This is a genomic window from Streptomyces sp. NPDC025721 (genome assembly GCF_055558595.1).
On sequence record NZ_JBVHMF010000024.1, the window covers coordinates 109,252 to 134,990 of the forward strand.

The following is a 25,739-nucleotide window of genomic DNA, read 5'->3' on the forward strand; positions in this document are numbered from 1 at the left end:
ATGAGCGGAATCCTCGACGGTAAGCGCATCCTCATCACGGGTGTGCTGATGGAGTCCTCCATCGCCTTCCACGCCGCCAAGCTGGCCCAGGAGCAGGGTGCCGAGATCATCCTGACCGCCTTCCCCCGGCCCACCCTCACCGAGCGCGTCGCCAAGAAGCTGCCCAAGCCGGTCAAGGTCATCGAGCTGGACGTGACCAACACCGAGCACCTGGAGCGTCTTGAGAAGGTGGTCCGCGAGGAGCTGGGCGGCCTCGACGGTGTCGTGCACTCCATCGGGTTCGCCCCCCAGGACGCCATGGGCGGCAACTTCCTCAACACGTCGTTCGAGTCCGTCGCGACGGCCATGCACGTCTCCGCGTTCTCGCTGAAGTCGCTCACCATGGCGTGCATGCCGCTCATGCCCGCGTACGACAGCGCCACCGGCGCGGGCGGCGGCTCGGTCGTCGGCCTCACCTTCGACGCGCAGTACACCTGGACCGGTTACGACTGGATGGGCCCGGCCAAGGCGGCACTCGAGGCCACCTCCCGCTACCTCGCCCGTGACCTCGGCCCGCGCAATGTGCGCTGCAATCTGGTCTCGGCCGGGCCGATCGGCTCGATGGCCGCCAAGTCCATCCCGAGCTTCGGCGAGCTGTCGGACACCTGGAACCACCTCTCCCCGCTGGAGTGGAACACCGCCGACCCCGAGCCCGCCGGGCGCGGTGTCGTGGCGCTGCTCTCCGACTGGTTCCCGAAGACGACCGGCGAGATCATCCACGTGGACGGCGGCCTGCACGCCGTCGGCGGCTGACCTCCCCGAGGACTGTGGCTGGGCCCCCGTACCGACCGGTGCGGGGGCTCCGCCGTGTACGGCCCCGCCAGGTCAGGCGGGTGAGGCGGGCCAGGAAGGCCAGGCGGGTCAGGGCGGGTCAGGCCAGCGTCGTGCCGAAACGGCAGTGGAAGGCGTGGTCGCGGGCCTCGGCCGCGGCGCGCTCCGGGTCGGCCGCGCGGATCGCGTCGACCAGCCGCGCGTGGTCGAGATGGTCCTCGGGCCGCAGGTCGGTGCCGACGTCGGCCCGCAGGAAGTCCCGCAGCACCTCGCCGAGGTCGGCGTAGAGCGCGGTGAGCACGTCATTGTGCGAGGCGGCCACCACCGCCAGGTGCATGGTCGCGTCGGCCTCGACGAAGGACTCCGCGTCGCCCGACTCCCAGGCCCGTTCGCGCCGGTCGAGCGCCGCGTCGAGCTGCGCCAGGTCGGCGTCGGTACGGCGCTGCGCCGCCAGACCCGCGGCCGTCCCCTCCAGCGAGCCGCGCAGCTCGGCCACGTGCAGCGGGTCGGAGTCGGCGAAGCGCGCCCGCATCACCCCGGCCAGTTCGCTGGTGGCCACCACATAGGTGCCGGAGCCCTGCCGGATGTCGAGCAGACCGTTGTGGGCGAGCGCCCGCACCGCCTCGCGGACGGTGTTGCGCGCCACCCCCAGTTGCTCCACCAGCTCCGGTTCGGTGGGGATACGGGAGCCGACCGGCCAGGCGCCCGAGGTGATCTGGGCGCGGAGGCTGCCGATCGTACGGTCGGCGAGCGTGGTGTGCCTGGGCACTGGACCGAGATTCATCCCATCATTCTATGATGGGGAAATGCGTGACGACGAATCCCTCGCCCTCGACCCCGCCCGGACGCCGCCGACGGCCCCGCCGACGGCACGAACGACGGCCTCCGTGACGGCCGCGGAACCCGTACAGGACACGGGCTCCGGCCCGGTCCCGGCCACCGGCCCGACCGCCGCCCCGGCCCGGGACCGTACCGGCACCGCACCCGCCGCCGCATCCGCCGCCGCGCCCGCCGCCGGTCTCGCCGGGAACCCCTGGCTGCGCCGCCTCGTCGTCGCCGGTCTCGTCCTGGCCGCGCTCAACCTCCGCCCCGGCATCACCAGCCTCGGCGCCCTGCTCAAGGAGGTCCGCGACGGCCTCGGCATGAGCGGCACCATGGCGGGCCTGCTCACCTCCGTGCCCTCCGCGTGCTTCGCGCTCTTCGGCTTCGCCGCCCCGAGGCTGGCCCGCCGCCACGGCCCCGGCGCCGTGATCTGCGTCGGCATGGCCGCCATCACCGCCGGGCTCGCGCTGCGCCCGCTGGCCGGGAACACCGCGGTCTTCCTGGCCCTCAGCGCCCTCGCCCTCGGCGGCATCGCCGTCTCCAACGTGCTGATGCCGGTGATCGTCAAGCGCTACTTCCCCGACCGGGTCGGCGCGATGACCGGCCTGTACTCCATGGCCCTCTCCCTCGGCACCGCCCTCGCCGCCGCCGTCACCGTCCCCATGACCCACGCCATGGGCCACGGCTGGCGGCTCGGCCTCGGCGTGTGGGCCGCGCTGGCCGCCGTCGCCGTGGTGCCCTGGCTCGCGCTGGTCCGCGACCGTACGGGCGCACCGCCCGCCACCGGCTCCCGGAAGGACGCCGCGGCCGTCAACACCGACGCGGCCCGGAAGAGTGACGCGGCGCGCACCGCGGACGGCGGCCACGGCCGTATCACCGGCAGCCGTACCGCCTGGGCGCTCGCCTGCTTCTTCGGACTCCAGGCCACCGCCGCGTACATCACCATGGGCTGGATGCCGCAGATCTTCCGGGACGCCGGACTGTCCGCGGGCAAGGCGGGGCTGCTGCTCGCGGTCACCATGGTGATGGGCGTGCCGCTGTCCTTCGTGCTGCCGCCGCTCGCCGCCCGGATGCGGGCGCAGGGCCCGCTGGTCGTCCTGCTCGGCGCCTTCGGACTGGTCGGTTACGCGGGCCTGTGGGCCGCCCCGGCCGCCGCGCCGTGGGTGTGGGCGCTGCTGCTCGGCATCGCCAACTGCGCCTTCCCGCTGGCCCTGACGATGATCGGGATGCGGTCGCGGACCGGCGCGGGAGTCGTCCGGCTGTCCGCCTTCGCGCAGAGCACCGGCTATCTGATCTCGATCCCCGGACCGATCCTCGTCGGCACCCTCAACCAGGCCAGCGGCGGCTGGGGGCTGCCGATCGCCTTCATGATCGCGCTGATGGTGCCGCAGATCGTCTGCGGGGTGCTCGCGGGGCGGCGGCGACACATCGAGGACGAACTGTGACCCCGGTGCGGCGGCACCGCGGCCCGGTGCGAGACTGAACGCATGCCCGTACTCGAACCGAATCCCCCGCAGAGCCAGCGGCGCCTGCTGATCGTCTTCGGCCTCATGCTCGGCGTGCCCGCACTGGTCGCCATCGTCGCCACCTTCGCCGCCCGGATGGGCTGACCGCCCCCGCCCACCGGCCCGTTCGGGCCACGACCCCGAGTCCGGAGGTGGGGACAACCCCACCTTCCCTAGGGGGCCAGGGTCAGGGTCAAGTGGGTGGACGGCCGGATGGGACCGCACGGCGCCCGCCCGTAGCGTCGAAGTGCAAGCAGACAACGGCACTTCGACGGTTTTCCACGGAGGCGGTCACCGTGACCACGCAGTCCCCGCACCTCTACTCCCGGCAGTCCCGGCAGGCCCGGCCCACCGTCGAGTCCGCCACGGCCGCGGGGTCCGCCGGGGCCGAGAAGCCCGGACGCGGAAACGCGTCGTCTGCGAACGCGTCGTCCGGGAACGCGTCGTCCGGGAACGTGCAGACGAGCCTGCCGTGGTGGGCCGTCGCCCTGCCCGCGCTCGCCTTCGCCGCGCTGCTCGCCCTCCTCAGCGGCGGCACCGCGGACGCCTCGACCGCGGCCTCCTCCGGCGACCTGCTCGGCCACATCGCCTCCTCGCTGCCGGACCTCGTCCAGCGCTTGCTGTGAGCCTCACCCCTGACCTTCCGCCCTCCCCGCCCCGCCGCCTCCCGTACGGCCTCTGACCTGCGCCCCCGGCGGCCCCCGCGGCGGTGGAGATGCGCCATCCCGCGCCTGACAGCGGGTTTTCTGGAAAGCTGAAGGACATGACCGTCGATTCGACCCGCACGATCGTCCTTCTCCGCCACGCCAAGGCCGACTGGCCGTCGGTCGCCGACCACGAGCGGCCACTGGCCGACCGCGGCCGGCTGGACGCCGCCGCGGCGGGCCTCCGTTTCGCCGACGACGGCATCACCCCCGACGTGGCGCTGTGCTCCACCTCGGTCCGCACCCGCGAGACCTGGAAGCTCGCCGCCCACGAAATGCCGCACCGCCCCAAGACCGTCTACGAGGAGCGGCTCTACGAAGCCTCGCTCGGCGATCTGCTCGCGCTGCTCACCGAGACCTCGGACGAGGTCGGCTCGCTGCTGCTGATCGGCCACAACCCCGGCATGCACGCCCTCGCCGACGCGCTCGCGGGCACCGCCGAAGGCGACACCGCGGCCCGGATGACCCGCGGCTTCCCCACCGCCGCCTTCGCCGTCGTCACCTTCTCGGGCTCCTGGAAGTCCGTCGAACACGGCGTCGGCCGCCTGACCGCCTTCTGGGCGCCGCACGACTGACCGGTACGAGGCCCGCGCGGCCGGTACGAGCGCCGTAGCCGCTACAGGACGGCGCGAACCGGTGCGCGTGCGTACGGATACGTATCGGCGCCCGGCCCGGCGCGGGAATTGTCGCGGTCAGAGCGTCGGTACGCCGTCCAGCGCGTCGGCGGCCTCGATCTCCTCGCGGGTGATGCCCAGCAGATACAGCACGGTGTCGAGGAAAGGTACGGTCACGGCGGTGTCGGCCGCCTGGCGTACGACGGGCTTGGCGTTGAAGGCGACGCCGAGCCCGGCCGCGTTCAGCATGTCCAGGTCGTTCGCGCCGTCGCCGATCGCGACGGTCTGGCTGAGCGGCACCCCGGCCTGCTCGGCGAAGCTGCGCAGCAGGCGCGCCTTGCCCGCCCGGTCCACGATCGGGCCGACGACCTTGCCGGTGAAGCGGCCGTCCACCACTTCGAGGGTGTTGGCCGCCGCGAAGTCCAGGCCGAGCCGCACTTTCAGGTCGTCGGTGACCTGGGTGAAGCCGCCGGAGACCACGCCGACCTGGTAGCCGAGCCGCTTGAGCGTACGGATCAGGGTGCGCGCGCCGGGCGTGAGCCGCACCTCGGAGCGGACCTTGTCGACCACGGACGCGTCGAGACCGGCCAGCAGCGCCACCCGCGCGTGCAGCGACTGTTCGAAGTCCAGCTCGCCGCGCATCGCGGCGGCCGTCACCGCGGCGACCTCGGCCTCGCAGCCCGCGTGCGCGGCGAAGAGCTCGATCACCTCGTCCTGGATGACGGTGGAGTCCACGTCCATCACGACCAGCCGCTGCGCCCTGCGCTGGAGACCGGCGGGGACCACGGCCACGTCGATGCCGAGGGCCGCCGCCTCGACCGAGAGCACCGAGCGCAGCACACCGGGCTCGGCGCCGGAGACGGCGAACTCCACCGCTGTCACCGGGTACTTGGCCAGCCGGAAGATGCGGTCGATGTTGCCGCCCGCGTTGGTGATCAGGGCGGCGGTGGCCGCGGTCGACTCGGCGGTCAGCGGGCGGCCGAGCACGGTGACATGCGAACGGCCCTCGCCGCGCGGCCTGTTGTCGCCGGTGCCGGAGATGATCTCCGCCTCCATGCCGATGGACTCGGCCCAACTGTGCACGGTGGAGCGCAGTTCGCCTTCGAGGCCGGGGGAGGGCGCCGTCACCAGGGCGCACAGCACTATCCGGCCCCGCGTGACGACCTGCTCGATGTCCACCACGTCCACCCGGAAGGCGGCGAGCGTGTCGAAGAGCCCCGCGGTGATGCCGGGACGGTCCTTGCCGAAGATCTTGACCAGAATGGTGGGCGCGTCCGCCGGCGGAACGGCGGCGACAGGCGCGGTCTGCGAGACGTCGTTCATGGTGCTCCCACCGTAGCCGCCCCGCCCGGCCCGATGATCGGCCGTCTCGGTTGGCGGACCGCCCCCAAGACCGCGGGCCTCGCCTTCAGGAGCGGAGGTGCGGCGCGGTGCGGCTGCGCGGGACCAGGTTTTTCAGGGGGGCGCGGGGCTCGCCTTCAGGATCGGAGGTGCGGCGCGGTGCGGCTGCGCGGGACCAGGTTTTTCAGGGGCGCGGGGAACTGCGCGACCAGCGCTCGCGGTGGCGAGCTGTGAACACCGCCCTCATGGGGCAGACGATGTTCGCGTTCGGGCCGTGAGCCCGAGGGGTGCGGGCCCCGCAGATCCCCGCACCCCCGGCGGACGCCGGCTCAGCGGGGCCCGCGCGGCGCGGCAGGCGGCGGGGGAGGCGGCGGCTCCGGCCACTTCTCCTCCGGCCGGCCCGAAGCCCCGGCCCCGCCGGAGCCGCCTCGCGGCCGACGGAAACCGGGCGGCGGCGGCCCCGCGATGGTCGGCGCGGCGTCCACCCCGCCAGCCTGCGGATTCATGTACGGATTCGGCTCGTCACCGGGCCGCGGCCCGGCGTAAGGATTGGTCTCGGCACCGCCGCCCGCGTAGGGATTGGCCTCGCCGCCGCCCCCGGCGTACGGGTTGGGCTCCTCACCGTCCTCCGGACGGTAGACCGGGCTCGGCAGATACGGTCCCGCCCGATAGGCCAGCTCCGGATACGTACGGCCCGCGTCGTCGCCCCCGGCGGCGCCGGACACGTGCACGCCCTCCTCGGCGCCCGGCGCCGGACCGCCGCTGTCGTAGGCGCCGTCCCCCGTATCGGGAAGCGCGCCCCCGCCCGGCCGGGCCAGCGCCGCGACCTGCTGTCCCGCCGCCCCGGTGGCCAGCGCGAGCAGCGCGCCCACCGCGCCCATGCCCGCGCCCCAGACGGCGCCGAGCAGCAGTCCCAGCGGGAGGCTGCCGTGCAGGTCGACCCCGGCGCCGACGGCGTCGAAGCCGAAGACCGACAGATTCGCGTTGACCTTCACCTTGCTCAGATGCGACAGCAGCGGCAGCGCCACGGCCGTGACCAGGCCGAGCCGCACCGCGCACCGTCCGACGAAACCGCCCTTGGCGGCACCGTCGAGCGGAGTGCGGGTGGCGGTGAGCGCGCCCGCGAGCAGCATCATCACCGCGATGGCGACCGGCAGCAGCCAGACCCGGCCGTCGAGTTCGGCCAGCGCGCCCGGTGTGATCGTCCTGCCGGAACCGCCCGCCAGCAGCTTGTCGACGGGATCGGGCAGGAACGACGTCAGCGGCCCCGACGCCTGCCCCTTCCACGGCACGAACAGGCCGAGCGGTACCGCGAGCCATACGCCGTTGGGCGCGCCGAGCAGCGCCGCGCCCATGATCCGGCCCGGCTCGTCGCCGGTCAGCGCCGCGTAACAGGCCGCCGCGTCACCCGCGAGCACCGCGACCACCATGACGACGGTCAGCGCGGACACGGCGGGCCGCACCGCGCGGTGCACGCCCTCCCATCCGGCCGGCAGCGGTGTCCTGCGCGAGGCGAGCAGCGCGATCAGCAGCACGCCGAGCACCCACACCAGGCCGCCCGCCAGGGTCCGCCCGGTGGCGACCTGGAAGGTGATCGACGCCTTGGTCTGGATCAGCCCCTGCAACCCGTCGGTGAGGCCGCCGCTGATCTTGCCCACGCCGGGCAGCTTGCTCAGCAGGTCGTCCGTGGTGCCCTTGGACGGGCCGAGCGCGGCGCCGTCGATGGCCACCGTGTCCTGCCCCGCCCAGGCGAGACCGCCGAGGACCGCCAGGAACAGCACGGCGGTCGTCACGACCCGCGCCGCCAGTTCGCCGACACCGACCGTCGGACCGGCCCTGCGCAGCGAGCGCAGGAACACCCACGACAGCAGCAGCGCGCCGACCAGTGCCACACCCAGCGGCGCGATACCGATCGCGCCCTGGGTCTGCGATCCGCTCAGTCCGAACGCGCCGACGTCACCGCCCGGCCGCACCTTGCCGCCCACCGCCATCGCGACCACGGCTGCCGTCATCGGCCCCAGTGATCCGGCGGTGTCCGCGCCCAATAGATGTAAGGCGAGAGCGGCGGTGCCCGCCATCGCCAGGAACGCCCAACTCACCGACGCCACAGCGGCGAGCATGACGCTCGTCCAGGGCGTGGTCCGTGCACTCATCCCGACCCCCGAGGCCGTTCGTCCCCCCATGCACCCAATGCGCCCCACTCTCGGGCGCGGACGGGTGCCGCGTCAACGTCCGTTGCGGAACACGTACATCGGGCTTGTTTTCTGTTACGAGACAGGAGCCTGCAATAGTTCCTCCCGAACTTCGCTATCTCTAGACTCCCCCCATGGGGGACTACTCGGGGGACAACACATGGGGCTTGGGGTGCCTGAACTCGTACTCGAATTGAACGGACGGACCTGGACGCTGGACGCGTCCCGCTCGTACAGCCTGGGGCGCGATCCGTCGGGGGATCTGGTACTCGACGACGCCAGGGTGTCGTGGCGGCACGCCACCATCCGCCGTGCGGAACGCGGTTGGGTGATCGAGGACCTCGGCAGCACCAACGGCACCTATGTACAGGGGCAGCGGGTCCAGCAGACCGAGGTGGGGGCCGGTTCGACCGTCCACCTCGGCAACGCCACGGACGGACCCCGGCTGAACTTCACCGCGGGCGCGCAGGCCGGCGCCGATGTGTACAGCGCGGAGACCGCGCACGCGACGCCGCAGCAGCGCTACCCGCAGGCGCGGGCCGCGGCACCCGTCGGACAGGCCGGGGCCCCGCAGGCCCCGGCCCCGCAGCACGCCCAGCCGCCCGCCCAGGCCCAGCCGCAGGCGCAGATGCACGCGCAGGCGCCCGCCGCCCCGCCGCGTCAGCAGCAGCCCGGCGGCTGGGGACAGCCGCCCGCGCAGGTGCCGCCGCAGCAGTACGCGCGGCAGCCGCAGCCTCCCCAGCAGGGCCAGGGCGGCCAGGGCGGCTGGGGTCAGCCGCCGGTCCAGCAGCCGCCCGCCCCGCGCGCGCAGCCCCAGCAGCCCGCGGGCGGACACCCGCAGGGCGTCCGCAGCCCCACCACCTTCCACCAGCTCGCCCTCGGCCGGGTCATGAAGATCGGCCGCGCGCTGGAGAACGAACTGGTCGTCTCCGACCTCCAGGTCTCCCGGTACCACGCGGAGTTCCGCGCGCACCCCGACGGCCGCTACGAGATCGTCGACCTCGGCAGCCACAACGGCACGTACGTCAACGGCCAGCCGATCCAGCGCCATCTGCTCGGCCCCAACGACATCGTCGGCGTCGGCCACTCCACCTTCCGGCTGGTCGGCGACCGCCTCGAGGAGTTCGTCGACACCGGCGAGGTCTCCTTCTCCGCCCGCCGCCTGACCGTCACCGTGCCGCACGGCAAGGTGACCAAGCAGATCCTCAAGGACGTCTCCTTCGGCGTACCGGAGAAGTCGCTGATCGGCGTGATCGGCCCGTCCGGCTCCGGCAAGTCCACGCTGCTGCGCGCGCTCACCGGCTACCGCCCCGCCGACCAGGGCGAGGTGCTGTACGACAACCGCAATCTGTACAAGCAGTTCGCCGAGCTGCGGCAGCGCATCGGCCTGGTCCCGCAGGACGACATCCTGCACAAGGAACTCCAGGTCAGGACGGCACTGCGGTACGCGGCCAAGCTCCGCTTCCCCGGTGACACCGCGTCCGCGGAGCGCGAGGCGCGGATCAACGAGGTACTGCGCGAGCTGAAGCTCGACATCCACGCCGACAAGCGCATCACCTCGCTCTCCGGCGGCCAGCGCAAGCGCGTCTCGGTCGCCCTCGAACTGCTCACCAAACCCTCGCTGATATTCCTGGACGAGCCGACCTCCGGCCTCGACCCGGGCATGGACCGCGACGTCATGAAGCTGCTGCGCGGCCTGGCCGACGACGGCCGTACGGTACTGGTCGTCACCCACTCCGTCGCCGAACTGGCGCTCTGCGACAAGCTGCTGGTGATGGCCCCCGGCGGCTCGGTCGCCTACTTCGGCCCGCCGGACGAGGCGCTGAACTTCTTCGGCTACGAAACCTGGGCCGATGTCTTCTCCGCCTTCGAGAACTACCGCGACTACGACTGGTCGGGCCGCTGGCACGGCTCGCAGCACTACCAGATGTACGCCGCGGACCTGGACCAGGCGGCCCCGCAGCAGGCGCCGGTCATCCCGCACCAGGTGGCCAGGCCGCCCAAGCCGCAGGCGTGGCTGCCGCAGCTCGTCACCCTGATCCGCCGCTACATGTCGGTGATCGCCTCCGACCGGGGCTTCATCGCCCTGATGTTCATCCTGCCCGCGGTGCTCGGTGTGGTCAGCATCGTCATCCCGGCGGCCAGCGGCCTGGGCCCAGGACCGGCCAAGGCGCACGGCGTCAACAAGGACGCGGGCACGATCCTGCTGATCCTCGCGGTGGGTGCCTGCTTCTCCGGCGCCGCCAACTCCGTCCGCGAGCTGATCAAGGAACGGGTCATCTACGAACGGGAACGGGCCACCGGCCTGTCGCGTTCGGCGTATCTGATGTCCAAGGTCATCGTGCTCGGCCTGATCACCGCGGTGCAGGGTGCCGTCATCTGCGGCATCGGGTTCGCGCCGCGCGCGATGCCCACCGAGGGCGTCATCATGAAGAGCCAGCCCGCGGTCGAGATGACCCTGGCCATCATCGGCCTCGGCTTCACCTCGATGATGTTCGGCCTGATCATCTCCTCGCTGGTGAAGACCGCGGAGAAGACGATGCCGCTGCTGGTCATGTTCGCCATCGTCCAGGTGGTGTTCACCGGTGTGCTCTTCCAGCTCTACGACTCGCCCGGCATCGAGCAGTTCGCCTGGCTGATGCCCGCCAGGTGGGCGGTGGCCGCGCTCGGCACGACGGCGAATCTCAACGTGATCATGCCGTGGGACCCGGGCAACCCCGACGCGCTGTGGAAGCACACCGCGAGCCAGTGGACCATCGACATGGTCGTCCTGGTGCTGCTCGGCGTCGTGTGCGGCATCGTGGTCTCGCGGCTGCTGCGCCGCCACGAGCCGGAAGTCATGCGGAAGTAGTGAAACGGAAGTAGCGAATCCGAATACGCCGAAAGGGCGGCGGGACCGAAAGGTCCCGCCGCCCTTTCACGCTGCGGCTGTGGGAGCCGAACGCGCGGATCAGTACGCGGAGTTCACGTTGTCCATGGAGCCGTAGTTCGCCGCGGCGTAGTTGCAGGCGGCGGTGATGTTCGCGACCGGGTCGTAGATGTCCCACGAGGTTCCGTCGACGTGGTACGCCTGGAAGGTCGGGTCGATGACCTGGAGCAGGCCCTTGGACGGAATGCCGGCGGCGGCGTTGGAGTCGTACAGGTTGATCGCCTGCGGGTTGCCGCTCGACTCGCGCATGATGTTGCGGTAGATGCCGTCGTAGCTGCCGGGGATGCCCTTCTGGGCCATGATCGCCAGCGACTGCTTGATCCAGCCGTCCAGGTCGTTGGTGTACGTGGTCGTGGCGGCGGTGCTGGCCTGCGGGGCGGCCTGCACGGCGGTACGCGTCGTGGAACGGTTCGCGGCGGCCGTGTCCTTGGCGCGCTGCGCGGCGGCGTCGGCCGCGGCCTTCTTCTTGGCGGCCGCGTCGGCGGCGGCCTTCTTGGCGGCGGCGTCCGCTGCCGCCTTCTTCCGCGCCGCGGCGTCGGCCGCGGCCTTCTTCTTCGCGGCGGCCTCGTCGGCCGCCTTCTTCTTGGCCGCCTCGTCCGCGGCCTTCTTCTTCGCCGCGGCCTCGGTGATCGCGCGCTCCGAGGCGATGCCGGCCTGCGCTTCGATGCTCTTGACCTGGTCGCCGGTGGAGACCTGGAAGCCGGTGGGGTCACCGACCGCGGCGGAGGCAGTCCCGCCGGTCCCCTGGAGACCGGTGACGGCCAGGACGACAGCGGTCGCGGCGACGGCGCCGGCCGCCGTGATCTTGTGGGTCTTGGTAAGCCGGCCGATCTTCGGGATCGTGGGGAGCTGCATAGGAATTAACCTCTTCCGTTTGCGGACCCGAGAATTCTTAGAGGGTCGGAAAACGGAGGTCAACGAGCCTTCCTACGAACTCCTTTCGTAGACGGTCGAGGGACAAATCGGAATCGGCATTCCCCCGGACAGTGGCGTGAGGCGCCCTTTCCACTAGGCGACTTAGTATGTGACGTACGTCCTATAGGTCACCTCACACGCCGTCGCCCCCTCCGTCGCCCAAGGTGACGGAGGGGGCGCTTTATGTGACGTTTATGGCAGCAGGAGATTGACGTCGCCGAATTCGTGCCAGAGGTAACCACCGCGCAGCGCCTCGGCGTAGACCCGCTCCAGCAGCCGGTCGCCCGACAGCGCCCGCAGCATCAACAGGTGCGTGGCCTCCGGCTCGTGTAGTCCGGTCAGCAGCCCGTCCACCGCGCGCACCCCGCGCTCCGGGGTGACCACCAGCTCCGTCCAGCCGCCGCCCGGCCGCACCACACCGCGCTCGTCCGCCACCGACTCCAGCGCCCGTACCGCCGTCGTCCCCACCGCCACCACCCGGCCGCCCGCCGCGCGCGCCGCGTTCACCTGCCAGGCCGTCGCCGCCGACACGGTGTACGGCTCGGCGTACGGCGGCTCGTGCGCCTCGACCGACGCCACCCCGGTGTGCAGCGTGATCGGCGCGACCTGCACGCCCCGGCAGACCAGCTCCGTCACCAGCGCCGTGGTGAAGGGCCGCCCGGCGCTCGGCATCTCCGCGGAGCCGAGGCTGTCCGTCGACCGGGCGGAGAACACCGTCTGGTACGCCGCCAGCGGCTGGTCCCGGTCGGTGTAGCCGTACCGGATCGGCCGCCCGTACCGCCGCATGTACGCGACCGGGTCCGGCAGCGAGGGCGCGGCCACCCACAGCCGGTCCCCGGCCGGGTCGAGCGGCTCCTCCAGCACCAGCCGGGCCCCGGCGCGCAACTCGACCGCCGCGCCCGCGGGGCCGCCGGCCCTGCGGACCGTCGAGCCGTGCCCGTCCGGGTCGCGGACCTCCACCACCCAGCGGCCGTCGTCCCGGCGGGTGGACCAGTGCACCACCACCGGCTGTCCGTCGAGCCGCCCGTCCACGGCCGCGGGCAGCGTCCGCGAGGTGTTCACCACCAGGACGTCACCGGCCCGCAGCAGCTTCGGCAGGTCGCGGAAGCCGTGGTGGGTGACCGCGCCGGTGTGCTGCTCGCCGACCAGCAGCCGTACCGTGTCCCGGCGGGCGGCCGGGGCCGTCGCGAGCAGCGAGTCCGGGACGCGCAGCCCCGCCAGCCCGGCCCGCGGGGCCCCGCCCGGGCCCCTGCCCCGCCCGATGTCCTTATTGCCCGCTCCTGTCCTCTTTATATAGGGGTCCTTCGCGGCCCCCCGCCCGGAGTCCTTCGCGGGCCGCGCCGCCTGCGCGCCCTCCCGTACCGCACTCATCGCGCCTCCAACAGGACCGGGGCGGTGTAGCGCCCGCTGGGCGCGGCCTCGTCGAGCAGCCGCAGGAAGGCCGGGACCACCGACTCCGGCAGCGGCCGGGCGGCGAAGTCCGCGTCGTCGGGCACGGCCGCCGCGTACAGCCCGGTCCGCAGATCGCCCGGGTCCACCCACCACACCCGCAGCCCCGGCTCCTCCTCGGCCAGCACCGCCGACAAGTGGTCGAGCGCCGCCTTGCTCGCCCCGTACCCGCCCCAGGTCGGATACGCCTCCACCGCCGCGTCCGAGCTGACGTTCAGCACCGCGCCGGCCGCCGCCCGCAGCAGCGGCAGCGCCTCCCGCACCAGCGCGAACGGCGCCGTCACATTCGTCTCCAGCGCCTCCCGCAGCCCCGCCACCGGCAGCTCGGCCAGCGGCACCAGCGGCTCAGCGCCCAGCGCGCTCGCGTTGTTCACCAGCAGATCCACCCCGCCCAGCTCGCGCGCCGCCGCCACCAGCTCCGCCCGGTGCCCCGCCGCCGTCACGTCGCCCGGCACCGCCCGCACCCGTGGCCGTACCGCCGCGCCCCCGGCGTGATCCGGGCCGTACCGTTCCAGGTCCGCCGCGGCCGACCGCAGCGCGTCCGCGTTCCGCCCGTCCAGTACGAGGTCCCAGCCGCGCCCCGCCAGCTCGGCGGCCAGCGCCCGCCCCAGTCCGCGCGACGCTCCCGTGATGATCGCTACCGGCATGATCCAGCCCTCCGCACCGGGGCCCGGCCGTCCGCCGGACCACCTCGTGCCCTCACCGTAGGAACGCCCCGGCCGCACACGCCTCGGCCGGCCGCCGCACGCCTCACGGTCACTTGGAACTAGGCCACACGACCGAGGACGGTCGGTCCGGCGGCGCATACGGACCGTCACCCGGCGCCGGTACGGTGGAGACATGCCCATCCGGCCGCCACGAGGCGGAATCGAAGCGGTCAGCGCCGCGGTCCTGGCGATGAGCCGCCAGGTGGAGGTGCGCGACGTCCTCCAGACGATCGTCGCGTCCGCCCGCGAGCTGCTCGACGCCGAATACGCGGCCCTGGGCGTGCCCGACGACCACGGCGGCTTCGCGCAGTTCGTGGTCGACGGCGTCAGCGACGAGGAGTGGAAGGCCATCGGCCCGCTGCCCCGGCAGCACGGCATCCTCGCCGCGATCCTGCACGAGGCGACCCCGCTGCGGCTCGCCGACGTCCGCACCTTCGAGGACTTCCAGGGCTGGCCCAAGCACCACCCCGACATGCGCGACTTCATCGGCATGCCGGTGGTCGACGGCGACGAGATCCTCGGCGCGCTCTTCCTCGCCAACAAGAAGTGCGGCCCCGGCGGGACCCGCGGCGCCGACGGCACCTGCGGCTTCACCGAGGACGACGAGGACCTGCTGCGGATTCTCGCCGACCACGCCGCGATCGCCCTGACCAACGCCCGGCTCTACGAGCGCAGCCGCGAGCTGACGCTGGCGGGGGAGCGGGCCAGGATCGCGCACGAACTGCACGACGCCGTCTCGCAGAAACTCTTCTCGCTGCGGCTGACCGCCCAGGCCGCCGCCGCGCTGGTCGACTGCGACCCGGCGCGCGCCAAGGGCGAGCTGAAGCAGGTCGCGGCGCTCGCCGCCGAGGCCGCCGACGAACTGCGCGCCGTCGTGGTGGAACTGCGCCCGGCCGCCCTGGACGAGGACGGCCTCGTCGCCACCCTGCGCACCCAGGCCGACGTCCTGGACCGCGTCCACTCCGCCGACGTCACCTTCCACGCCGTCCGGGTGCGGGCGCTGCCCGCCGCGCAGGAGGAGGCGCTGCTGCGGGTCGCCCAGGAAGCGATGCACAACGCCCTGCGGCACGCGCACGCCGACGCCGTGGACGTCATCCTGGAAGGCCACGGCAAGGGCGCGCTGCTGCGGATCCGCGACGACGGCCGCGGCTTCGACCCCACCGCGGTCCGCCGGGCCGGACGGCACCTCGGACTGGTCTCCATGCGGGACCGGGCCGGCGGCGTCGGCGGCCGGCTCACCGTGCAATCGGAGCCCGGCAAGGGCACCGTCATCGAGATGGAGGTGCCCGGTGGCTGAGAACACCATCCGCGTGCTGCTGGTCGACGACCACCAGGTCGTCCGCAGGGGGCTGCGCACCTTCCTCGAGGTGCAGGGCGACATCGAGGTGGTCGGCGAGGCGGGCGACGGCGAGGAAGGCGTGGCCCGCGCCCAGGAACTGCGGCCCGACGTGATCCTCATGGACGTCAAGATGCCCGGTGTCGACGGCATCGAGGCGCTGCGGCTGCTGCGCGACGCCGAGAACCCGGCACGGGTGCTGATCGTGACCAGCTTCACCGAACAGCGCACCGTCGTGCCCGCGCTGCGGGCGGGCGCCGCCGGATACGTCTACAAGGACGTGGACCCGGTCGCGCTCGCCGACGCCATCCGCTCCGTGCACGCCGGGCACGTCCTGCTCCAGCCCGAGGTCGCGGGCGCGCTGCTCTCCCAGGAGCAGGGGGGCACCGGCCAGGGCCGGGGCAACGCGCTGACCGAGCGGGAGCGCGAAGTCCTCGGCCTGATCGCCGACGGCCGCTCGAACCGGGAGATCGCCCGCGCGCTGGTGCTCTCCGAGAAGACGGTCAAGACCCACGTCTCCAACATCCTCATGAAGCTCGACCTCGCCGACCGCACCCAGGCCGCGCTGTGGGCGGTGCGCAACGGCGTGGGGAACTGACGGGACCGCTCGCGGCGCCACCGTGTCCACCTGTCCGTGCGGGCCGACCACCACGTGCCCGTGCGGGCCGCCGTCCACCTGTCCGTGCGGGCATCCGTTCGGCGGAGTGAGATTCATACTGTCGGGTGTATGTCGTCCGAACGGCGCAACCTGATCCACGGTGACCCGTTCTGCAGGGCGTACCGCGGCGGATTGCCGCGGTGCACCCCCAGCCACGGCTGGGAGGTGCCCCCAGCAAAGAGGAAGTTCGAAGTGATGAACCTCAAGAAGGCCGCGACCGTCACCCTCGTGGCGGGCGGCCTGGCCGTCGCCGGTACCGGTGTGGCCTCCGCCGCCAGCGGCGCCGACGCGTGCGGCACCGCCGTGAAGTCCCCGGGCGTGGGCTCCGGCAACCTGGTGCAGGTTCCGGTGCACATCCCGGTCAACCTCAGCGGCAACTCGGTGAACGTGATCGGCCTGCTGAACCCGGCGTTCGGCAACGTCGCCGTCAACAAGTAACCACGGACGACGCGGACTTCCGGCCCGCCTCGCCGAAGGCCCCGCGGTACGGGATCCCTCCCCGTAGCCGCGGGGCCTCCCCACGCGCCGCCGCGCCGTGGAATGTAAGGTCCCGCGCCGCGCCCCGCGCGGGGACGTCAGGTCCCGTGCCGCGCCCCGCGCGGGGATGTCAGGTCCTGCGCCGCTCCGCCTCCTCGACATACGCGTTGTACGCCGCCACCTGCGCCCTGCGCGCCGTACGCTCCACCGGCCGCAGCAGCTCCGCCCGCGCCGCGATCTGCGAGGCGCTCACCGCCGCGCCGTGCCCGTCGGAGGCGATCTCCACCAGCGCCGCGACCCGCTGCGCCAGCGCCAGCACCCGTACCGCGCGCGGCGGATACCCCGGCGCGAGCACCTCGCCGCCGCGCTCGGCGCGCGCCCGGTACGCCTCGAGCGCCGCGTGCGCGGACGGACCCGCGCCCGCCACGTCCAGCCGCGCCAGCGCGTTCGTGGCGTCCCGCAGCGCCTCGGCCAGCTCCCGCTCGGCCTCGCTCAGCGACGGTACGTCGGCGGGCGGCGCGTCCCGTACCGGCAGGCACCGCCACTCGACCTCGACGTGCACATCGCCGGCCGGGCCCGCCTCGCGGACCTCGGGCACCAGACCGAGCGCCGCGCCGCCGACGGTGACCACCGCCTCGCCCGCGGCCAGCGCCCGCGCGTTGAACTCCGGCGGCCCGCTCAGCCCCAGCGGATGCCCGGCCACCGGCAGCGCGAGCCGCAGCCCCGTCACGCCCAGCGCGCGCAGCCTGCCGAGCCCCAGCGTCAGCCCCACCGGGACGTGCTCACCCGGCAGCCCCGAGATCCGGTGCACGGCGTCGTCCGCCGTGATCTCCTGTGCGACGTCATCGGGGGCGGCAAGTCCGGCAAGCAGGGCATTTCCCCACGCGGTCAGCCGCCCTGAGCGAGGTTCATCAAGCATGCCCCCAGCCTATGGAACGGACCCGTCGCGCGGTGGCGTAAGTTTTCCCCGGGGGATCCTTCTGCCGGTGCCTACCCGCGCACACGGCAGACAGCCGAGACTGCAATGGGAGACAACGCGCTCATGAGCGATGTGCTGGAGCTGGTGGACGTATCCGTGGTCCGCGACGGACGGGCTCTGGTGGACCACGTGTCGTGGTCGGTCGCCGAGGGGGAACGCTGGGTCATCCTCGGACCCAACGGGGCGGGCAAGACCACCCTGCTCAATGTCGCGTCCAGCTATCTCTTCCCCACCACCGGCACCGTCCAGATCCTCGGCGACAAGCTCGGCAACGTGGACGTGTTCGAACTCCGGCCGCGGATCGGCATGGCGGGCGCCGCCATGGCCGAGAAGATGCCGCGCAGGCAGACGGTCCTGGAGACCGTCCTCACCGCCGCGTACGGCATGACCGCCACCTGGAACGAGGGGTACGAGCAGGTCGACGAGGACCGCGCCCGCGCGTTCCTCGACCGGCTCGGGATGAGCGAGTACCTCGGCCGCAAGTTCGGCACCCTGTCCGAGGGCGAGCGCAAGCGCACCCTGATCGCCCGCGCGATGATGACCGACCCCGAACTGCTGCTGCTCGACGAGCCCGCCGCCGGCCTCGACCTCGGCGGACGCGAGGACCTGGTCCGCCGCCTCGGCCGGCTGGCCCGCGACCCCATCGCCCCCTCGATGATCATGGTCACCCACCACGTCGAGGAGATCGCCCCCGGCTTCACCCACGTCCTGATGATCCAGCAGGGCAAGGTCGTCGCCGCGGGACCGATCGACCTCGAACTCACCTCCCGCAACCTGTCCCGCTGCTTCGGCCTCCCGCTGGTCGTCGAGCGCCGCGGCGACCGCTGGACGGCCGCCGGACTGCCGCTGTCCTGAAGGGTTTTCGTCCGGGTTTCCATTGCGTACTGCCGCAACTGCCCTCCGCACGCCTACGATTGGCGACGTGGACGCATGGGTGTGGTGGCTGATAGCGGCAGTGGGTCTCGGGATACCGCTGGTGATCACGGCGATGCCCGAATTCGGGATGTTCGCCGTCGGAGCGGTGGCCGGGTCGGTCACGGCCGGAATGGGCGGCGGGATCGTCGCCCAGGTGATCGTCTTCGTCGTCGTCTCGGTCGCGCTGCTGGTCTTCGTACGGCCCATCGCGTACCGCAACCGGCAACGCCCGGAACAGCGCAGCGGTGTCGACGCCCTCAAGGGCAAGCAGGCCGTCGTCCTGGAACGTGTCGACGGCGGTGCCAACGGACGGATCAAACTCGGCGGAGAGGTCTGGTCGGCCCGCGCCCTGGAGCACGGCCGGGTCTACGACCCGGGGCAGCAGGTGGACGTGGTGGAGATCGACGGAGCGACCGCCGTCGTCATCTGAACACCCGGCCTCCGGACACCTGAACACCCGACATCCGAACACCCGACATCCGAACGTCGCCGACGAGGGCCGGGAAATCACCGAACCCGCCCGCGACAGGCGGCCGTTCTGCCAGAATTGATCATGCCGGAGTACGTCGTACTCCCGCAGCCGACCCGCGCGGGGAGTGGACATGCAGCCCATCATCATCGTCCTGATCATCCTGGTGGTGCTCGTCTTCATCGCGCTGATCAAGACGGTCCAGGTGATTCCGCAGGCCAGCGCCGCCATCGTCGAGCGCTTCGGCCGCTACACCCGGACCCTCAGCGCCGGCCTCAACATCGTGGTGCCGTTCATCGACACCATCCGCAACCGCATCGACCTGCGAGAGCAGGTCGTGCCGTTCCCGCCGCAGCCGGTGATCACCCAGGACAACCTGGTGGTCAACATCGACACCGTCATCTACTACCAGGTGACCGACGCCCGCGCCGCGACGTACGAGGTCGCCAGCTACATCCAGGCCATCGAGCAGCTCACCGTCACCACGCTCCGCAACATCATCGGCGGCATGGACCTGGAGCGGACCCTGACCTCCCGCGAGGAGATCAACGCGGCACTGCGCGGCGTCCTGGACGAGGCCACCGGCAAGTGGGGCATCCGCGTCAACCGCGTCGAGCTGAAGGCGATCGAACCGCCCACCTCCATCCAGGACTCGATGGAGAAGCAGATGCGCGCCGACCGTGACAAGCGCGCCGCGATCCTCACCGCGGAGGGCATCCGGCAGTCCCAGATCCTCACCGCGGAGGGCGAGAAGCAGTCCTCGATCCTGCGCGCGGAAGGTGACGCCAAGGCCGCCGCGCTGCGCGCCGAAGGTGAGGCCCAGGCGATCCGCACGGTCTTCGAGTCGATCCACGCGGGCGACCCGGACCAGAAGCTCCTCGCCTACCAGTACCTCCAGATGCTGCCGAAGATAGCCGAGGGCGACGCCAACAAGCTGTGGATCATCCCCAGCGAGCTGAACGACGCGCTCAAGGGCCTCGGCGGCATCGTCAACCTCCCGGGCGCCCCCGGCGCTCCCGGCAACGGCTCACGCGAGCCCGCCACCGCGCCCGCCCCCCGCCGCGAGTCCCCGCCCTTCGACAAGGACTGACCAGCGCTGACCAGCACTGACCAGCACTGACGAGGACCGCCCCGGCCCGGAAGCCCGCCGCAGCCCCCTATGACATGATCGCCGCGCACCCCTCGACCTCGACGGCGGGGAGGACGCGCGAAGATCATGGAGACGACGCATGACTCTGCCGGAAGCCCTCGCCGTGTTCGCGGCCGGAATCGGCGCGGGCACCATCAACACCATCGTCGGCTCGGGGACGCTGATCACCTTCCCCGTCCTGCTCGCCGTCGGACTGCCGCCCGTCACGGCCAACGTGTCCAACTCACTGGGCCTGGTGCCCGGTTCGATCACCGGCGCCATCGGCTACCGCGGTGAACTCCAGGGCCAGCGACCGCGCCTGCTGCGGCTCGGCGCCGTCGCCCTCGTCGGCGGACTCATCGGCGCCGTCCTGCTCGTGACCCTGCCGTCCACGGCGTTCAAGGCGATCGTCCCCGTCCTCATCGCCATCGCGCTCGTCCTGGTCGTGCTGCAACCCCGCCTGGCCCGCGCCGTCCAGGCCCGCCGCGACCGTACCGGCACCCAGGCCCCCGCCCACGGCGGCACCGCCCTCGTCGTCGGCATGCTGCTCGCCAGCATGTACGGCGGCTACTTCGGCGCCGCCCAGGGCGTGCTGTACCTCTCCCTGATGGGCCTGGTGCTCAACGAGTCCCTGCAACGCGTCAACGGCATGAAGAACGTCCTCGCCGCCGTCGTCAACGGCGTCGCGGCCCTCTTCTTCATCATCGTCGCCCACATGAACTGGACCGCCGTCGGCCTCATCGCGGGCGGCGCCGTCATCGGCGGCCTGATCGGCGCCCGCGTCGGCCGCCGCCTCCCGCCCGCCGCCCTGCGCGGACTCATCGTCGTCGTCGGCACCGCCGCGATCGTCCAACTCCTGCTGAAATAGGGCCCCTCCTCGAAGGGAAGGGCCCCGCCCCGTCGGGACCTCACGGCCCCACGACCTCGATTCCCCGCACGCGAAGGCGCGCTCAGGCCGACGCCGGAACGGGCAGCCACTCCGGCAGCCCGAACCCGTCCCGCACCCCCAGCGCCAACAGCAGCGTGTCCGCCGGCGTCGGCTCGAACGGCCGGACCAGCAGCCGCATCCCCGCCTGCTCGGGAGTACGGTCCGCCTTGCGCTGATTGTCCTCGCCGCACGCGGCCACCGTGTTCAGCCAGGTGTCACCGCCCCCGCGCGACTTCGGCTGCACGTGGTCGACCGTGGTGGCCCTGCGCCCGCAGTACGCGCACCGGTGCCGGTCACGTACCAGCACACCGCGCCGCGACCACGGGGCCCGTTGTCGGAACGGCACCCGCACGTACCGGCAGAGCCTGATCACCTGCGGCACCGGAACCTCCACCGCGGCGGCACGGATGCGCAGCCCGGGATGCGCCTGCTCCACGACGGCCTTGTCCTGCATCACCAGCACGACAGCACGCCGCAGCGACACCGTCGACAGCGGCTCGAAGCTCGCATTCAGCACCAGCGTCTCACGCATCCCGCCCACCTCCCGGGCCCTGCCCCGCCCCCATGGCGAAGTGGATCCACTGTGACCCCGGGACACGGCCGCCGACAACGCAATTTCACGGCCGCAACCGGAAGATCGGCAGGTGGAAAGGTCCTGTTCATCCCGGATTCCGCGCCGGGGCACGTCCCCGCGTCCCTCCGGGCTCGGCCGGGGGCTCGTCCCGGGGGAAGGTCTGCGCTCCGGGTGCCGTCCCCCGTGTAGAACGGGCACCCGGAGCGCGTCCGTCGGCGTGGACGCCCGGCCCGCAGACCGAACTCCGGCAGACGGCGGACGCAGACGCCCGGCCGCCCCCGCCACCGCGGTGCCGACAGCCTGAGGACGGTGGTCACGTCGTCAGGCACGCACCACTGTGCGACGGGGAACGGCGGAGCGCAACGTAATATCCCGAGCGCTCAGCGCGACAGACCGACCGGCTCAGCCTCCGGCCCGCACCTCGTACTCACCGATCAACTGCGCCCTGCCCAGCGTGTGGAAGCGCAGATTGAACCCGACGAACGCGGGCGAGGCGCCCGCGTCCGGGCCCAGCTTCTCGGTGTCCACCGCGTAGACCGTGAACACATACCGGTGCGACCCGTCACCGGGCGGCGGCGCCGCGCCACCGAAATCCCGCGTCCCGTAGTCGTTCCGCGCGTGCGTCGCGCCCGCGGGCAGCCCAGGGAAAGCACTGGAACCCGCACCGCGCGGCAGCTCCGTCACCGACGCCGGGATGTCGAACAGCACCCAGTGCCAGAAACCGCTGCCGGTCGGCGCGTCCGGGTCGTAGCACGTGACGGCGAAGCTCTTCGTCCCGGCCGGGAACCCCTCCCACCGAAGCTGCGGTGAGACATTGCCCGCCGCGTACACCTGATCGTCCTTGAGTACCCCGCCCGGTACCACGTCGTCGCTCACCACGGTGAACTCCGGCACCTGCGGGTGGAAGTCATGGGGGAGCGGCCGTCGCGCTTGCTCGGTCACCTCGACACCTCCTGATCGCACACGATTGATTCCGCCCCGAGCCTAGGTCCCCCGTCAGAACCAGTTCCGCTTGCCGCCCACCTCGGCGAGCCACTGGTGCAGATAGGCCGCCCAGTCCGTCTCCTCGAAGGAGTGCATGCTCATCGTGAAGGAGCGGTACGTGTCACTGCCGCCGCCGAACAGCCCCGGCTTCTTGTCCATCTCCAGGACGACATCCATCTCCTCGCCGTCCGCGACGAACGTCAGCTCCACCTCCTTGAGCCCCCGGTACTGCTCCGGCGTACGGAACTCGATCTCCTGGTAGAACGGCAGCCGCTGCCGCGTGTTCCGCATCGTCCCCTTCTCCAGATCCGCGCTCTTGAAGGCGAACCCCAGCTGCCCGAACGCGTCGAGCAGCGCCTCCTGTGCGGGCAGCGGGTGGACGTTCACCGGGTCCAGATCCCCCTTGTCCACCGCGCGGGCGATCTGCAACTCCGTCGTCACCCCCACGTTCATCCCCGTGAGCTGCCGCCCTATGAACATCGTCACCGGCGTCTCCCACGGCACCTCCAACGAGAACGGCACATCGTGCACCGCCCCCGCCCGCACCATGAACTCGCCGGCGATCTGCTGCGTATGGAACTCGATGTTCTGCAAGGACTCCGTCTCATTGCCCTGCGCGTCCCTGCGCTCCACCTCAACGCGCGCCTGCAACCCGACCGTCAGCCCCTGTATCCGCTGCTCGACCGAACCGCCCTGCACCCGCACCGAACCCTCGACCACCCCGCCGGGCACCACATCGGCCTGGTGCAGCTCCGTCTCCACCGACGCCCCGCCGGCCCCGAGACTCGCCATCATCTTCCTGAACCCCATACGCACTCTCCCTGACCGCATCCACTGGCTCACGCTGTGCGAACTCTACGAACGCCGGGACGCCCCGTCCGGTTCCACTACGCTCCTGAACCGTGATCACGCCACCCGAACAGGTCCCGCTCGACCGGGCGTTCTTCGACCGGCCGGTCCTGGACATCGCCCCCGACCTGCTCGGCCGCACCCTGGTCCGCACCACCGACCAAGGACCGGTCACCCTGCGCCTCACCGAAGTCGAGGCGTACGACGGCCCCAACGACCCCGGCTCCCACGCCTACCGGGGCCGCACCGACCGCAACGCCGTGATGTTCGGCCCGCCCGGACACACCTACGTCTACTTCACCTACGGCATGTGGTTCTGCCTCAACCTGGTCTGCGGCCCCGAAGGCACCCCCAGCGGAGTCCTGCTGCGCGGCGGCGAGATCACCACCGGCGCCGACCTCGCCCGCGCCCACCGCCCCACCTCCCGCAAGGACAGCGACCTCGCCCAGGGCCCCGCCCGGCTCGCCACCGCACTGTCCGTCGACCGCTCGCTCAACGGAGCCGACGCCTGCGGCCCCGGCGGACCGCTGCGCGTCCTCACCGGGACCCCGCCCCCGCCCGCCCTGGTCCGCACCGGCCCGCGCACCGGCGTCGGCGGCGCGGGCGCCGACCACCCCTGGCGCTACTGGATCGACGGCGACCCCACCGTCAGCCCCTACCGCGCCCACGCCCCGCGCAAGCGTCGATAAACGACTGGCCGGAACCGCGTACCCTCGGACACGCTTCACGCACCGGGTACGCGAAGCCGTATCCGACCCCCAGCACCCACAAGAGGGAGACACGAGACCCGTGACGGACATCGTCGACGAGCTGCGGTGGCGAGGGCTGATCGCCGTTTCCACTGACGAGGACGCACTGCGCAAGGCGTTCGCGGACGGCCCTGTCACGGTCTATTGCGGCTTCGACCCGACCGCGCCCAGCCTGCACCTCGGCAACCTGGTCCAGATCCTGACCATCCGCCGCCTCCAGCTCGCCGGCCACCGCCCGCTCGGACTGGTCGGCGGCGCCACCGGTCTGATCGGCGACCCCAAGCCGTCGGCCGAGCGCACGCTGAACGCGCCCGAGGTCGTCGCGGAGTGGGTCGAGCGGGTACGCGCCCAGATCGAGCCCTACCTCTCCTTCGAGGGGCCCAACGCCGCGACCATGGTGAACAACCTGGACTGGACGTCGGGCCTGTCGGCCATCGAGTTCCTGCGCGACATCGGCAAGCACTTCCGCGTGAACAAGATGATCAGCAAGGAGGCCGTGGCCCGCCGCCTCAACTCCGACCAGGGCATCAGCTACACGGAGTTCAGCTACCAGATCCTCCAGGGCATGGACTTCCTGGAGCTGTACCGGCGGTACGGCTGCACGCTCCAGACCGGCGGCAGCGACCAGTGGGGCAACCTCACGGCGGGCATCGACCTCATCCACCGCGTCGAGGGCGCCTCGGTGCACGCGCTGGCCACCCCGCTGATCACCAAGGCGGACGGCACCAAGTTCGGCAAGACCGAGGGCGGCGCCATCTGGCTCGACGCGGAGATGACCACGCCGTACGCCTTCTACCAGTTCTGGCTGAACGCCGACGACCGTGACATCGCCACCTTCCTGCGCATCTTCAGCTTCGCCTCGCGGGCGGAGATCGAGGAGCTGGAGCGCTCGACCGAGGAACGCCCGCAGGCCCGCGCGGCCCAGCGCGCCCTCGCCGAGGAGCTGACGACGCTGGTGCACGGCGCCGACCAGTGCGCCGCCGTGATCGCCGCTTCCAAGGCACTTTTCGGCCAGGGCGAACTCGCCGACCTGGATGAGGCCACCCTGGCCGCCGCGCTCAGCGAACTCCCGAAGGCGCAGGTCAGTGAACTGGCCCCGGTGGCCGACCTGTTGGCCCTGATCGAGCTGGTCCCGAGCAAGTCCGCCGCCCGCCGCACCATCAAGGAGGGCGGCGCGTACCTCAACAACACCAAGGTGACCAGCGAGGACGCGGTTCCCGCCGACTCCGATCTGATCCACGGGCGTTGGCTGGTGCTGCGCCGGGGCAAGAAGAACCTCGGAGCGGTCGAACTCACTTGACACGGCTGGAAATCTACGTTTGAGCGGCGGCCGAGCTTGACTCGGTCGCCGCTCGTGCGTAACGTAGTCCAAGCCGCCAAAACGGTGGGGATGGTTCACATCAGTCCCTGCCGCTCCGGGCGGCCACCCACTACCTACGTCTTCCCGATCATCGGGCTGTATTTTGGTGCGCCAAAATCCAATTCGATGGACTCGATTATGAGTCGCCCGGGAAATGGGCTAACGTAGTGGACACGCCGAAAGGCGGGAAACAAACCCCGATCCAATCAGGGGCCGGAAACGCACAGCGGATCTGGTAGGGTTGGAAACACGAAGGGAAAGCCCGGAGGGCCGGTGAAACGGTCTGAAGGAAGCTTCCGTTCCTTGAGAACTCAACAGCGTGCCAAAAGTCAACGCCAGATATG

At 71.9% G+C, this 25,739-nt stretch carries 25 protein-coding genes; 15 read left to right on the plus strand and 10 right to left on the minus strand.

Features of this window, described 5'->3' with window-relative positions; translation table 11 throughout:
• Positions 1–792 carry an enoyl-ACP reductase FabI gene (gene fabI / locus ACZ4EF_RS28155; RefSeq protein ID WP_355333673.1) on the plus strand — a complete coding sequence of 264 codons (792 nt, stop codon included), beginning with the start codon at positions 1–3 and terminating at the stop codon, positions 790–792.
• A gap of 118 nt (positions 793–910) precedes the next feature.
• Here the strand turns inward: fabI and ACZ4EF_RS28160 are convergent, their stop codons facing one another.
• Positions 911–1,594 carry a FadR/GntR family transcriptional regulator gene (locus ACZ4EF_RS28160; RefSeq protein WP_391044216.1) on the minus strand — a complete coding sequence of 228 codons (684 nt, stop codon included), beginning with the start codon at positions 1,592–1,594 and terminating at the stop codon, positions 911–913.
• Between the two features lie 22 nt (positions 1,595–1,616).
• On the opposite strand from ACZ4EF_RS28160, the gene ACZ4EF_RS28165 reads away from it, so the two are divergent.
• From ACZ4EF_RS28165 to ACZ4EF_RS28180, 4 genes are all read left to right on the plus strand, one after another.
• The gene (locus ACZ4EF_RS28165) at positions 1,617–3,077 is read left to right on the plus strand and encodes a CynX/NimT family MFS transporter (RefSeq protein ID WP_467506851.1); all 1,461 of its coding nucleotides are present in this window, start codon (positions 1,617–1,619) and stop codon (positions 3,075–3,077) included.
• Between the two features lie 42 nt (positions 3,078–3,119).
• Positions 3,120–3,242 carry an SGM_5486 family transporter-associated protein gene (locus ACZ4EF_RS28170; protein ID WP_262928365.1) on the plus strand — a complete coding sequence of 41 codons (123 nt, stop codon included), beginning with the start codon at positions 3,120–3,122 and terminating at the stop codon, positions 3,240–3,242.
• Between the two features lie 191 nt (positions 3,243–3,433).
• On the plus strand, positions 3,434–3,763 hold the full coding sequence (locus tag ACZ4EF_RS28175; protein ID WP_467506853.1) for a hypothetical protein: 330 nt from the start codon (positions 3,434–3,436) through the stop codon (positions 3,761–3,763).
• A 137-nt stretch (positions 3,764–3,900) separates the two neighbouring features.
• Complete coding sequence (locus ACZ4EF_RS28180; RefSeq protein WP_355333665.1) at positions 3,901–4,416, plus strand: SixA phosphatase family protein; 516 nt, start codon at positions 3,901–3,903, stop codon at positions 4,414–4,416.
• Positions 4,417–4,533: 117 nt separating this feature from the next.
• Here the strand turns inward: ACZ4EF_RS28180 and serB are convergent, their stop codons facing one another.
• Complete coding sequence (gene serB, locus ACZ4EF_RS28185; protein ID WP_355333662.1) at positions 4,534–5,778, minus strand: phosphoserine phosphatase SerB; 1,245 nt, start codon at positions 5,776–5,778, stop codon at positions 4,534–4,536.
• A 347-nt stretch (positions 5,779–6,125) separates the two neighbouring features.
• The gene (locus tag ACZ4EF_RS28190; protein WP_467506856.1) at positions 6,126–7,949 is read right to left on the minus strand and encodes a streptophobe family protein; all 1,824 of its coding nucleotides are present in this window, start codon (positions 7,947–7,949) and stop codon (positions 6,126–6,128) included.
• 199 nt (positions 7,950–8,148) lie between these two features.
• Between ACZ4EF_RS28190 and ACZ4EF_RS28195 the strand changes: the two genes are divergently transcribed.
• The gene (locus ACZ4EF_RS28195) at positions 8,149–10,839 is read left to right on the plus strand and encodes an FHA domain-containing protein (protein ID WP_467506858.1); all 2,691 of its coding nucleotides are present in this window, start codon (positions 8,149–8,151) and stop codon (positions 10,837–10,839) included.
• A gap of 99 nt (positions 10,840–10,938) precedes the next feature.
• On the opposite strand, the gene ACZ4EF_RS28200 is transcribed toward ACZ4EF_RS28195, so the two are convergent.
• The 3 genes from ACZ4EF_RS28200 to ACZ4EF_RS28210 form a co-directional block, all read right to left on the minus strand.
• Entirely contained in the window at positions 10,939–11,772 is an 834-nt protein-coding gene (locus ACZ4EF_RS28200; RefSeq protein ID WP_355333654.1) for a lytic transglycosylase, read from the minus strand.
• 252 nt (positions 11,773–12,024) lie between these two features.
• Positions 12,025–13,203 (minus strand): S-adenosylmethionine:tRNA ribosyltransferase-isomerase, encoded by a 1,179-nt coding sequence (locus tag ACZ4EF_RS28205; RefSeq protein WP_355333651.1) that lies wholly within the window; start codon positions 13,201–13,203, stop codon positions 12,025–12,027.
• Positions 13,200–13,928 (minus strand): SDR family NAD(P)-dependent oxidoreductase, encoded by a 729-nt coding sequence (locus tag ACZ4EF_RS28210; protein WP_467506860.1) that lies wholly within the window; start codon positions 13,926–13,928, stop codon positions 13,200–13,202. Before ACZ4EF_RS28210 ends, ACZ4EF_RS28205 begins: the two co-directional genes overlap by 4 nt.
• Positions 13,929–14,121: 193 nt before the next feature.
• Between ACZ4EF_RS28210 and ACZ4EF_RS28215 the strand changes: the two genes are divergently transcribed.
• The 3 genes from ACZ4EF_RS28215 (at position 14,122) to ACZ4EF_RS28225 (ending at position 16,420) form a co-directional block, all read left to right on the plus strand.
• On the plus strand, positions 14,122–15,285 hold the full coding sequence (locus ACZ4EF_RS28215; protein ID WP_355333645.1) for a GAF domain-containing sensor histidine kinase: 1,164 nt from the start codon (positions 14,122–14,124) through the stop codon (positions 15,283–15,285).
• Positions 15,278–15,922, plus strand: a complete 645-nt coding sequence (locus ACZ4EF_RS28220; protein ID WP_093714340.1) for a response regulator — start codon at positions 15,278–15,280, stop codon at positions 15,920–15,922. Before ACZ4EF_RS28215 ends, ACZ4EF_RS28220 begins: the two co-directional genes overlap by 8 nt.
• A 252-nt stretch (positions 15,923–16,174) precedes the next feature.
• The gene (locus ACZ4EF_RS28225) at positions 16,175–16,420 is read left to right on the plus strand and encodes a chaplin (protein ID WP_188279867.1); all 246 of its coding nucleotides are present in this window, start codon (positions 16,175–16,177) and stop codon (positions 16,418–16,420) included.
• Between the two features lie 169 nt (positions 16,421–16,589).
• Here the strand turns inward: ACZ4EF_RS28225 and ACZ4EF_RS28230 are convergent, their stop codons facing one another.
• Entirely contained in the window at positions 16,590–17,378 is a 789-nt protein-coding gene (locus ACZ4EF_RS28230) for a hypothetical protein (RefSeq protein WP_391044235.1), read from the minus strand.
• Between the two features lie 123 nt (positions 17,379–17,501).
• Between ACZ4EF_RS28230 and ACZ4EF_RS28235 the strand changes: the two genes are divergently transcribed.
• From ACZ4EF_RS28235 to ACZ4EF_RS28250, 4 genes are all read left to right on the plus strand, one after another.
• The gene (locus ACZ4EF_RS28235; RefSeq protein WP_355333638.1) at positions 17,502–18,293 is read left to right on the plus strand and encodes an ABC transporter ATP-binding protein; all 792 of its coding nucleotides are present in this window, start codon (positions 17,502–17,504) and stop codon (positions 18,291–18,293) included.
• 58 nt (positions 18,294–18,351) lie between these two features.
• Positions 18,352–18,783: an NfeD family protein gene (locus ACZ4EF_RS28240; protein WP_317452506.1), complete on the plus strand. Its 432-nt coding sequence runs from the start codon at positions 18,352–18,354 to the stop codon at positions 18,781–18,783.
• 172 nt (positions 18,784–18,955) lie between these two features.
• Positions 18,956–19,912, plus strand: a complete 957-nt coding sequence (locus ACZ4EF_RS28245) for an SPFH domain-containing protein (protein ID WP_355333636.1) — start codon at positions 18,956–18,958, stop codon at positions 19,910–19,912.
• 139 nt (positions 19,913–20,051) lie between these two features.
• Complete coding sequence (locus tag ACZ4EF_RS28250; RefSeq protein WP_355333633.1) at positions 20,052–20,819, plus strand: sulfite exporter TauE/SafE family protein; 768 nt, start codon at positions 20,052–20,054, stop codon at positions 20,817–20,819.
• 82 nt (positions 20,820–20,901) lie between these two features.
• Here ACZ4EF_RS28250 and ACZ4EF_RS28255 read toward each other — a convergent pair whose 3' ends face one another.
• The 3 genes from ACZ4EF_RS28255 to ACZ4EF_RS28265 all read right to left on the minus strand — a co-directional run bounded on the left by ACZ4EF_RS28255 (position 20,902) and on the right by ACZ4EF_RS28265 (position 23,247).
• Positions 20,902–21,411, minus strand: coding sequence for an HNH endonuclease (locus tag ACZ4EF_RS28255; protein ID WP_188279862.1), 510 nt, complete (start codon positions 21,409–21,411; stop codon positions 20,902–20,904).
• Between the two features lie 444 nt (positions 21,412–21,855).
• Positions 21,856–22,395: a YbhB/YbcL family Raf kinase inhibitor-like protein gene (locus ACZ4EF_RS28260; RefSeq protein WP_467506865.1), complete on the minus strand. Its 540-nt coding sequence runs from the start codon at positions 22,393–22,395 to the stop codon at positions 21,856–21,858.
• Positions 22,396–22,449: 54 nt separating this feature from the next.
• On the minus strand, positions 22,450–23,247 hold the full coding sequence (locus tag ACZ4EF_RS28265; RefSeq protein ID WP_467506867.1) for a sporulation protein: 798 nt from the start codon (positions 23,245–23,247) through the stop codon (positions 22,450–22,452).
• A gap of 92 nt (positions 23,248–23,339) precedes the next feature.
• Between ACZ4EF_RS28265 and ACZ4EF_RS28270 the strand changes: the two genes are divergently transcribed.
• Together ACZ4EF_RS28270 and tyrS are read left to right on the plus strand one after the other, a co-directional pair.
• The gene (locus ACZ4EF_RS28270; protein ID WP_391044243.1) at positions 23,340–23,975 is read left to right on the plus strand and encodes a DNA-3-methyladenine glycosylase; all 636 of its coding nucleotides are present in this window, start codon (positions 23,340–23,342) and stop codon (positions 23,973–23,975) included.
• A gap of 100 nt (positions 23,976–24,075) precedes the next feature.
• Entirely contained in the window at positions 24,076–25,335 is a 1,260-nt protein-coding gene (gene tyrS / locus ACZ4EF_RS28275) for a tyrosine--tRNA ligase (RefSeq protein WP_467506869.1), read from the plus strand.
• The last annotated feature ends 404 nt before the right edge of the window (positions 25,336–25,739 follow it).

What these genes read in the sequence shown, in the direction of transcription:
- ACZ4EF_RS28190 (WP_467506856.1), bottom strand. Translation starts at nt 7,949, where the DNA reads ATGAGTGCACGGACCACGCCCTGGACGAGCGTCATGCTCGCCGCTGTG.
- ACZ4EF_RS28250 (WP_355333633.1), top strand. Translation starts at nt 20,052, where the DNA reads ATGACTCTGCCGGAAGCCCTCGCCGTGTTCGCGGCCGGAATCGGCGCG.
- ACZ4EF_RS28200 (WP_355333654.1), bottom strand. Translation starts at nt 11,772, where the DNA reads ATGCAGCTCCCCACGATCCCGAAGATCGGCCGGCTTACCAAGACCCAC.
- ACZ4EF_RS28265 (WP_467506867.1), bottom strand. Translation starts at nt 23,247, where the DNA reads ATGGGGTTCAGGAAGATGATGGCGAGTCTCGGGGCCGGCGGGGCGTCG.
- ACZ4EF_RS28195 (WP_467506858.1), top strand. Translation starts at nt 8,149, where the DNA reads ATGGGGCTTGGGGTGCCTGAACTCGTACTCGAATTGAACGGACGGACC.
- serB (WP_355333662.1), bottom strand. Translation starts at nt 5,778, where the DNA reads ATGAACGACGTCTCGCAGACCGCGCCTGTCGCCGCCGTTCCGCCGGCG.
- ACZ4EF_RS28180 (WP_355333665.1), top strand. Translation starts at nt 3,901, where the DNA reads ATGACCGTCGATTCGACCCGCACGATCGTCCTTCTCCGCCACGCCAAG.
- ACZ4EF_RS28245 (WP_355333636.1), top strand. Translation starts at nt 18,956, where the DNA reads ATGCAGCCCATCATCATCGTCCTGATCATCCTGGTGGTGCTCGTCTTC.
- ACZ4EF_RS28210 (WP_467506860.1), bottom strand. Translation starts at nt 13,928, where the DNA reads ATGCCGGTAGCGATCATCACGGGAGCGTCGCGCGGACTGGGGCGGGCG.
- ACZ4EF_RS28230 (WP_391044235.1), bottom strand. Translation starts at nt 17,378, where the DNA reads ATGCTTGATGAACCTCGCTCAGGGCGGCTGACCGCGTGGGGAAATGCC.
- ACZ4EF_RS28205 (WP_355333651.1), bottom strand. Translation starts at nt 13,203, where the DNA reads ATGAGTGCGGTACGGGAGGGCGCGCAGGCGGCGCGGCCCGCGAAGGAC.
- ACZ4EF_RS28170 (WP_262928365.1), top strand. Translation starts at nt 3,120, where the DNA reads ATGCCCGTACTCGAACCGAATCCCCCGCAGAGCCAGCGGCGCCTGCTG.
- ACZ4EF_RS28235 (WP_355333638.1), top strand. Translation starts at nt 17,502, where the DNA reads ATGAGCGATGTGCTGGAGCTGGTGGACGTATCCGTGGTCCGCGACGGA.
- ACZ4EF_RS28255 (WP_188279862.1), bottom strand. Translation starts at nt 21,411, where the DNA reads ATGCGTGAGACGCTGGTGCTGAATGCGAGCTTCGAGCCGCTGTCGACG.
- ACZ4EF_RS28165 (WP_467506851.1), top strand. Translation starts at nt 1,617, where the DNA reads ATGCGTGACGACGAATCCCTCGCCCTCGACCCCGCCCGGACGCCGCCG.
- ACZ4EF_RS28160 (WP_391044216.1), bottom strand. Translation starts at nt 1,594, where the DNA reads ATGAATCTCGGTCCAGTGCCCAGGCACACCACGCTCGCCGACCGTACG.
- ACZ4EF_RS28215 (WP_355333645.1), top strand. Translation starts at nt 14,122, where the DNA reads ATGCCCATCCGGCCGCCACGAGGCGGAATCGAAGCGGTCAGCGCCGCG.
- fabI (WP_355333673.1), top strand. Translation starts at nt 1, where the DNA reads ATGAGCGGAATCCTCGACGGTAAGCGCATCCTCATCACGGGTGTGCTG.